This is a genomic window from Gemmiger formicilis (genome assembly GCF_016901605.1).
GTDB lineage: Bacteria > Bacillota > Clostridia > Oscillospirales > Ruminococcaceae > Gemmiger > Gemmiger formicilis_B.
The window spans coordinates 1-8,013 of the sequence record NZ_JACJKP010000145.1; the positions used below are offsets into that span (position 1 = coordinate 1).

Annotated in this window: 7 protein-coding genes; all 7 read right to left on the bottom strand. The window is 55.8% G+C overall.

The features are described 5' to 3' along the window. Positions 1-2,794 (bottom strand): exonuclease domain-containing protein (locus H6B10_RS10910; RefSeq protein WP_243427353.1); only part of this gene is annotated, 2,794 nt, incomplete at its 3' end. Positions 2,795-2,829: 35 nt separating this feature from the next. Continuing rightward, positions 2,830-3,090 (bottom strand): hypothetical protein, encoded by a 261-nt coding sequence (locus H6B10_RS10915; RefSeq protein WP_204651633.1) that lies wholly within the window; start codon positions 3,088-3,090, stop codon positions 2,830-2,832. Positions 3,091-3,120: 30 nt separating this feature from the next. Continuing rightward, positions 3,121-4,173, bottom strand: a complete 1,053-nt coding sequence (ispG, locus tag H6B10_RS10920; RefSeq protein WP_204651634.1) for a flavodoxin-dependent (E)-4-hydroxy-3-methylbut-2-enyl-diphosphate synthase — start codon at positions 4,171-4,173, stop codon at positions 3,121-3,123. 12 nt (positions 4,174-4,185) lie between these two features. Then, positions 4,186-5,277: a M50 family metallopeptidase gene (locus H6B10_RS10925; protein ID WP_204651635.1), complete on the bottom strand. Its 1,092-nt coding sequence runs from the start codon at positions 5,275-5,277 to the stop codon at positions 4,186-4,188. 21 nt (positions 5,278-5,298) lie between these two features. Further along, the gene (dxr, locus tag H6B10_RS10930; RefSeq protein ID WP_204651636.1) at positions 5,299-6,450 is read right to left on the bottom strand and encodes a 1-deoxy-D-xylulose-5-phosphate reductoisomerase; all 1,152 of its coding nucleotides are present in this window, start codon (positions 6,448-6,450) and stop codon (positions 5,299-5,301) included. Between the two features lie 17 nt (positions 6,451-6,467). Further along, a complete protein-coding gene (locus tag H6B10_RS10935) occupies positions 6,468-7,328 on the bottom strand; it encodes a phosphatidate cytidylyltransferase (RefSeq protein ID WP_204651637.1) in 861 nt (286 codons plus the stop codon). Positions 7,329-7,438: 110 nt separating this feature from the next. Further along, positions 7,439-7,993 (bottom strand): ribosome recycling factor, encoded by a 555-nt coding sequence (frr, locus tag H6B10_RS10940; protein ID WP_204651638.1) that lies wholly within the window; start codon positions 7,991-7,993, stop codon positions 7,439-7,441. Positions 7,994-8,013: the final 20 nt, after the last annotated feature.

The following is an 8,013-nucleotide window of genomic DNA, read 5'->3' on the forward strand; positions in this document are numbered from 1 at the left end:
GATGACCGCAGACCGGGCATTTTTTATCCGGCAGGTCGAATCCGTCAAAGTGAATGCCGTCATCGATCCACTCACTGTGTTTGCACTCCGGGCACAGATAATGGGGCGGCATGGAGTTTACTTCGGAAATGCCCGAGAAGTGGGCCACAGCCGAGGAACCGACGGAACCACGGCTGCCTACCTGATACCCGCCGGCGTTGGAATAGGCCACTAGACGCACGGCGATCACGTACAAAACGGCGTAACCGTGGCCGCAGATGGAATCCAGTTCCTTTTTCAGACGCTTTTGCAGCACATCCGGCAAGGGGGTACCGTAGTCATGGGCCGCATGCTTCCAGGTATCGTCGCGCAGTTCCTGTTCAGCACCGGGGATGCTGGGCGGATAGGTCCCTTTGGGGATGGCGCGCAGATTGTTATCAATGGTGGCTGCGATTTTATTGGGATTGGTCACCACGATCTCGAACGCCTTTTCCTGGGGAAGATAGCTGAAATCTTCCAGCATTTCGGTGGTGGTGTGATAGTACAGCGGTGCCTGGTTGTCGGCATCCTTGAAGCCGTTGCCTGCCTGCAATACCGCACGATAGATCCAATCTTCCGGTTCCTGGAAATGGGAGTCCCCGGTAGCTACTACAGGTTTGTGCAGGTCTTCGCCCAGTTGGATCACGGTGCGGTTAAAGTTCTTGATGGCTTCGATAGAGTCCACCTGACCGTTGCGCACCATAAATTCGTTGTTGCCAAGGGGCTGCACTTCCAGATAGTCATAATAATCGGCGATGCGCAGCAGCTGTTCATAGGGCTGACCGGCCACGATGGCTCTGTAAAGCTCGCCCGCTTCACAAGCAGGAGAAAGCAACAGGCCTTCCCGGTACTGGTTAAGCAGACTGCGGGGCACACGGGGCTTTTTGAAGAAATACTGGGTATGGGCTGCACTGACAATGCGGTACAGATTTTTCAGGCCCACCTGGTTCTGCACCAGAATGATCAGATGGTAGTATTTTTTCTTCAGGACTTCTTTATTGCCGCCAAGGCCGGTATTGATGGCCTCCACCGTATGGATGTCCTTTTCTTCCAGGTCGTTCAGCATGACCTCGAAGATGCGGGCCAGGGCCATGGCATCGTCTACCGCCCGGTGATGGTTGAAGGGCGGGATTTCCAGATGCTTGTTGATGGTATCCAGCTTATAGTTGCGCAGGCCCGGGAACAACGCCTGACCCATGGGCAGGGTATCGATATAGGTGTTTTCGTCAAAGCTGACGCCAGCCTTCTCCCCTGCTTTGCGGATGAAGAGCATATCAAAGCTGTGCGCGTTGTGGGCTACCAGCACGTGGTCGCCGCAGAACTCCTTGAAGGCGCGAATCGCCTCCTCCGGCGTGGGGGCATCAGCCACCATGGCATCGTTGATGCCGGTAAGATCCACCACCCGCTGCGAAATAGGCTTGCCGGGATTGACAAACGTACAGAATTTCTTCTCTTCGTTGATCTTGCCGTTTTCCACATAGACGGCGCCAATTTCGGTCAATGCTTCCACATTGGAATCCAGACCGGTGGTTTCGGTATCGAAAACCACGAACGAACCGGACAGCGGCATTTGTGCCCCGCCGTAGACCGCAGGGATCATATCGTCCACAAAGTATGCTTCGCAGCCGTAGATCAACTTGAAATCCGGGTCGTTCTGGTGGATATCATCGGTAGCCAGCATGGCTTCGGGATATCCCTGGCAGACACCGTGGTCGGTAATGGCAATGGCCCGGTGGCCCATACGGTGGGCCAGACGGACGATTTTGCCCGGATCGTTGAAACCGTCCATAGAGCTGGACTTGGTGTGCAGATGCAGCTCCACCCGCTTCTGACCGTCGGGGGCCGTATCCTGGCGGGGTTCCCGCTCCACCTGTAACACGTCATAAGGCATAATGACAAAGTCATGCTCGTACTTATCGTACATATAGTTGCCGCGCACAATGAGAGTGGTGCCGGGTTTGAGCCCTTCCCACTTGGACATATCGGCGTCTTCGTCCCCCAAAACCTTGAGGTTGACGGAACCGGTGTAGTCCGTAATGGAAGTGAAATAGATTTTTCGGCGGCTGCCTTTGACCTCGGCAGCGAACACATCGCCCCATACCACCACTTTGCCGCCATCGCCCAAATCGTTGAGGTGGCGGGTCTCTGTGGGTTTGAAGTTCTTGCCGTAAAACAGCTTGACCGGTTTGCTGGTAAGCGCCAACCCTTCGATGGTAAAGTCGGGGGGCGTTTCCTTGGCTTCGAACTTGACAACCGGCGTCTTTTCCTGCAGATACTGTTCAAATTCCGCTTCGGTACGGACGTTTCCGGTATCTGCCAGCCGCACAATGGGCAGCGAGCCGGTACGTTCCTGGATCAGTTCCGCCAGTACCCGGGGAAACTCCACACTTTCCAGAATGGTGCGCCCTGCATTGACCCGGATGGTGATGCCATCTTCCCCGAAGGCTACCGGCTGATCTTTATCCAAAAAGCCATTGACCGGCATGCCTTTTTCCTTCAGCTCCTGAATCATCAGGCAGACTGATTCCGGTGTGATGTTGGGATACGAGAAGTAATTGCGAAGATGCAGTTCATAACCGGCAAAAATTTCCTGCAGGGAAGCACAAAGGCGCCCGCACAGTGCCTGGTTCAAGGGTTCGGCACTGCGCAGGCAGATGATAACCTGACGTTTTGTTCGGTACAGTTCCACACGATCCACCAGCACATTGCCAAAGGCTGCGCAAAACTGCTGGTCTGCCGTAAACTGCGGCCAGACCTGGGTAACAAGTGGTTTCAAAGTAACTCCTTTGCAAATGGATAAGGCAGGGGCGGTTACCGCTTTCCGCGGCGGTTGGTGCGGCCTTTACATGTGTACAGGCCGGTTTTGAAACCGGTAATACCGGTGGCCAAAAACAGAACCGCTGCCAACAGACTGATGACCGCCCGGGCTGTTTCCCCTTCGGAGAAAAACAACCAGGTCATAAAAGAAAAACAAAGAATCAGTCCCCCATTCAGAATCGCCAGAATGGGCGGCCAGATCTCCTGCAAAAGTGCCAGCAGGGTTCCTCCTAGAATTTCGATCAGCAGTTCCATGACAGCGGTCCTTCTTCTCTGCTCTGTGACTTACAGTTTATGAATTTCGTCGATGAACTGACCGACGATATCTCCTTTCAGCATACGGACCTTTTCGCCGCGGATAAAGAGCAGCGCCTCATCCTTGCCGCCGGCAATGCCGATATCGGCATCCGATGCTTCACCGGGGCCATTGACCACGCAGCCCATAATCGCAATCTTCAGCGGTTTTTTGAAGCCCTCGTCCCGCAGGCGGCGCTCCACTTCGTTGGCGATTTCGATCATCGGGTACTGGGTGCGGCCGCAGGTGGGGCAGCTGATGATCTCAGGTCCTGCTACGGCATAACCTACCGCCCGCAGAATATCATACCCGGCGTAGACTTCGTTTTCCGGTTCCTCCGTAAGGGAAACGCGCAGCGTGTCGCCGATGCCTTCCAGCAGCAGACCACCAATGCCCATACCGGACTTGATCAGCCCCATACGGTTGCCGCCGGCCTCGGTTACGCCCACATGCAGGGGGTAGTTGGTCTGAGCGGAGAGCATCCGGTAGGCGGCCATCATGCGGGGAACGTTGCTGGATTTGATGGAAATCACAATGTTGTCAAAGTCATGTTTTTCCAGCAGGCGTACATGATAGAGCGCACTTTCCACCATTGCTTCCGGCACCGGGGCGCCGTACTTGGCAAGAATATGCTTTTCCAGGCTGCCGCCGTTGACGCCGATACGGATGGGCACATTTTTGGCGTTGCAGGCATCGGCTACCGCCTTTACACGGTCATCGTCGCCGATGTTGCCGGGATTGATGCGGATTTTATCGGCACCGGCATCCAGTGCCGCCAGCGCCGCGCGATAATCAAAATGAATATCCGCTACCACGGGAATATCCACCGCTTCTTTGATCGCCGAAACCACAACCGCATCCGCCGGCGTGGGGACCGTTACCCGTACGATCTGGCAGCCGGCCGCCGCCACCCGCTTTGCCTGGGCCACATTGCCCGCAATATCCTTGACAGGTACATTGAGCATGGTCTGCACGGCAATGGGGTTGTTACCGCCGATGGTAATATTGCCGATTTTGACTTCCCGTTTCAGTTGGCGCGTCATCTCTGCTCCTCCTTAGAAAATTCTTGTAATATCCTGCATGGTCACCAGCAGCATCAGCCACAGCAACAGTACCATGCCCACGGTATTCACCGCAATCTGGAACTTTTGGGGCACAGAACGCCCACTCAGTCCCTCAAACAGCAAGAACAACAGTTTGCAGCCGTCCAGGGCCGGAATCGGCAGCAAGTTAAAGATGCCTACGTTGATGGTCAGCAAAGCCATCAAAGACAGCACATCCCGCCAGCCGTACTGTACTGCCTGGCTGACGGCAGACACCGTCCCGATGGGGCCGGACAACTGGTCTACCCCTACCTGACCGGTAGCAAGCTGCCAGAAACTGCCCAGAATAGCGGTGCTGTAGTACTGGAAAAACTCCCCGGTCTGTACCAGCACGTTGGGCAATGTTTTGGGAACTGCCGAAACACGGAAGTCTACCCCGCTGACAATGTTCCCCTCTTCATCTGTGGTGGGAGATACCGTGACGCTGTCCAGTTCCACCACCTGATCACCGCGCAATACCGTCATTGTGTATTGCTTGGCGGTGCCGTCGAACTTCTGAGACAGCGAATTTGCGGTGTGCACCGGCTCACCGTTCACTTTCAAGATGGTATCCCCCAGCTGCAGACCGGTAGCACTGCTGGTGGCATTGTCCACAAACTGAGCCACGGTGGTACCGCCCAGGTTTTCCATACTGAACACCAGGATCAGCAGCACCACAAATCCCAGCAGGAAATTCATCACCGCGCCCCACAGCGTAACAAAAAAGCGCTGCCAGGCACCGGCCTGTTCAAATTCCTGCCCGTAGACTACCAGCGGGAACAACCGCTTTTTCTTTTTTGGGGCGGCCGTCGGCGGCACAATGGCTTCCGCATCCTCCGCTTCCTCCGGTGTGGAGAAAAGGTTATACCCGCCCAGCGGGATCAGCCGGAGCGTATAACGTGTGCCGTTTTTATGCCAGGAAAAAAGTTTGGGGCCGAAACCGATGGAGAATTCCTCCACACGGATACCGCAATGCCGGGCTGCCCAAAAATGTCCCCACTCATGCACCAAAATGACAACCCCGAACACGAGCACGGATACCAGCCCGGTCAGTAATGCAGTCATAGGCACCTCTCAAATTCAATGTTAAATATGCGCTTCCACGTAAGCGCGGGCCATGCGGTCACATTCATGAACATCGGCCAGGGTGTAGTCACCGCCGAAGCTGTCGCTGTCCACGATGCCTTCCACCAGGCGGCCAATATCCAGGAAGCCGATTTCATCACGCAGGAAATGGGCCACAGCCGCCTCATTGGCGCCGTTGGCCGCGCAGGGCGCAAGACCTCCCTTGCGGATGGCCTTTTTGCAGGCAGCCAGGCAGCGGAAGGTTTCTTCATCCGCCGTGGCAATGCTCAGCTTGGTCAGTGCGGCAAAGTCCAGCTCCGGCACCGGGCTGGGCAGACGTTCCGGCCAGGTCAGCGCATACTGGATGGGAATACGCATATCCGGCACACCCAGCTGCGCAATGATGGAATGGTCGGCAAACTGTACGGCGGAGTGGATAATGCTTTCCCGCTGAACCACGATCTGGATCTTATCTTCCGGCAGGCCAAACAGCCAGGCAGCCTCGATCAGTTCCAGGCCCTTGTTCATCAGGGTGGCGGAATCAATGGTGATCTTGGCGCCCATATTCCAGTTGGGATGGCGCAGCGCGTCAGCTTTGGTCTTGCCGCGCAGTTCTTCCGTCGTCATGCCGAAGAACGGCCCGCCCGATGCCGTGAGAAGAATTTTCTCCAGCGTTTTGGCACTGTGGGCATCCTGCAGGCACTGGAAAATGGCGCTGTGTTCACTGTCTACCGGCAGCAGATGCACACCGTGCTGTTTGACAGCATCGGTGACAAGATGGCCGCCGGTCACCAGGCTTTCCTTATTGGCCAACGCCAGATCATGACCGCTTTCGATGGCAGCCAGCGAAGCATCCAGACCCGCAATGCCTACCACTGCGTTGAGCACTACATCCGGCCCTTCCATGGCAGCCAGTTCCCGCAGGCCATCCGGGCCCTGCAACAGCGTGGGCGCGTCGGGTTGACCGGCCAGCTCCCCTTCCATTTTGCGGAAGGCGTCCGGGTCCACAACCGCCACATAGCGAGGATGAAACTCCCGAATCTGTTCCAGCAGTTTATCCACGCTGGAATGTGCCGCCAGGCCGAACACCGAATATCCCTGCATGCGGCATACATCAAGGCTCTGCGTACCGATGGAACCGGTAGAGCCCAGTAACGTGATGGTCTTATTCATACTTTTTCATCCTTTGTTTACAGCAGATAGAAGGAGTAACGCACAGCAATCGCCACAAACGGCGCAATGAACATCACACTGTCAAAGCGATCCAGAATACCGCCGTGGCCCGGGAAGATGGTACCGTAGTCCTTGATCCCCACCTGACGTTTGACAGCGGAGGCAAACAGGTCGCCCAGGATGCCCAGAATCGAAGCAATGGCGCCCATAAACATCAACACCAGATAGTGCTGGGGCCGCATGGTAATGCTGATTACCTCATACCCGGAGGAAAGCACCGTATAAGCTGCCGTCAACAGCACACCGGCCAGAATGCTGCCCAGCACACCGCCGACAGCACCTTCCACCGTTTTGTGCGGGCTGACCACCGGCGCCAGTTTGTGGCGCCCGAACGCACGGCCGGCAAAATAAGCGGCCGTATCGCCGCCCCAGGCAAAGCAGAGGATCAGCAGGATGAAGTAAACAGCATCATACTGATATACTTCAAAAGGCAGCATACGCTTCAGGTGAATGAGGGAATAAAAACAGAAGATGATGACCCCCGAAAAATACACGTACCCCGTCAGCTTGCCATATTCCAACGATTGCACGCGGGAAATCTGACAAATGTTGAGGAACAGCACCAGCAAAAAGCTGACGGGAAGCACCAGCCCGCGCGCCGCCTGGGTGGTGGTAAGCATGATCAGCAAAGTGTAAGGCACTGCCACAGCATACAGATACCATTGCTTTTTGCCGAAGCCCATGGCGGAAAAAACTTCGTGGATGGCGATCAGGCATACGGCACTGAGCACCAGATCAAACAGGACGGTGTTGAAAAATGCCAGCACAACAGCCAACAGGGCAAGGCCGACTACGGCGGTAATAACGCGGGTCTTCATACGGTGTTCCCTTTCACGGATCGAGATAGAATAGTACAATTCTTATAACAGCCTATGCGGGCCTGCCCAACGGCATGCCCGCACAGACGATAAGGAAGGAGCCGCCCGGCTCAGACTTCCATGATTTCTTTGTTCTTGGCCGCACAAGTCTCGTCGATCATCTTGACGTACTTGTCGGTCAGCTTCTGGGTTTCTTCCTCCAGCTTCTTCTGATCATCTTCGGTCAGCTCGCCGGCCTTCTTCATGGCCTTGAACTTGTCCATGGCGTCGCGGCGGACGTTGCGCACGGCCACCTTGGCTTCTTCGCCCTGCTTCTGCACATCTTTGGTCAGCTGCTTGCGGCGCTCCTCGGTCGGGGCCGGGAATACCAGACGGATCACCTGGCCGTCATCGATGGGGTTGATGCCGATATCGCTGGTCTGAATGGCCTTGGAGATGGGCTTGAGCATCTGACGGTCCCAGGGAGAGATGGTCAGGATGCGGGCTTCAGCAACGGCAACGGCCGCAATCTGGTTGATGGGCGTGGGGCTGCCGTAATAATCCACGGTGACCTTGTCCAAAACGGCGGGGTTGGCGCGGCCTGCGCGGATTGCCGCCAGTTCACGGACGAGATGGTCTACGCTGGCATTCATCTTTTCTTCATAGGGTTTGGTCGTGCTGCTCATGGCAATTTCTCCTTAATTTT

Excerpts from the sequence above, each read along its gene's own strand:
- dxr (WP_204651636.1), bottom strand. The coding sequence starts at position 6,450 with ATGAATAAGACCATCACGTTACTGGGCTCTACCGGTTCCATCGGTACG.
- ispG (WP_204651634.1), bottom strand. The coding sequence starts at position 4,173 with ATGACGCGCCAACTGAAACGGGAAGTCAAAATCGGCAATATTACCATC.
- H6B10_RS10915 (WP_204651633.1), bottom strand. The coding sequence starts at position 3,090 with ATGGAACTGCTGATCGAAATTCTAGGAGGAACCCTGCTGGCACTTTTG.
- frr (WP_204651638.1), bottom strand. The coding sequence starts at position 7,993 with ATGAGCAGCACGACCAAACCCTATGAAGAAAAGATGAATGCCAGCGTA.
- H6B10_RS10935 (WP_204651637.1), bottom strand. The coding sequence starts at position 7,328 with ATGAAGACCCGCGTTATTACCGCCGTAGTCGGCCTTGCCCTGTTGGCT.
- H6B10_RS10925 (WP_204651635.1), bottom strand. The coding sequence starts at position 5,277 with ATGACTGCATTACTGACCGGGCTGGTATCCGTGCTCGTGTTCGGGGTT.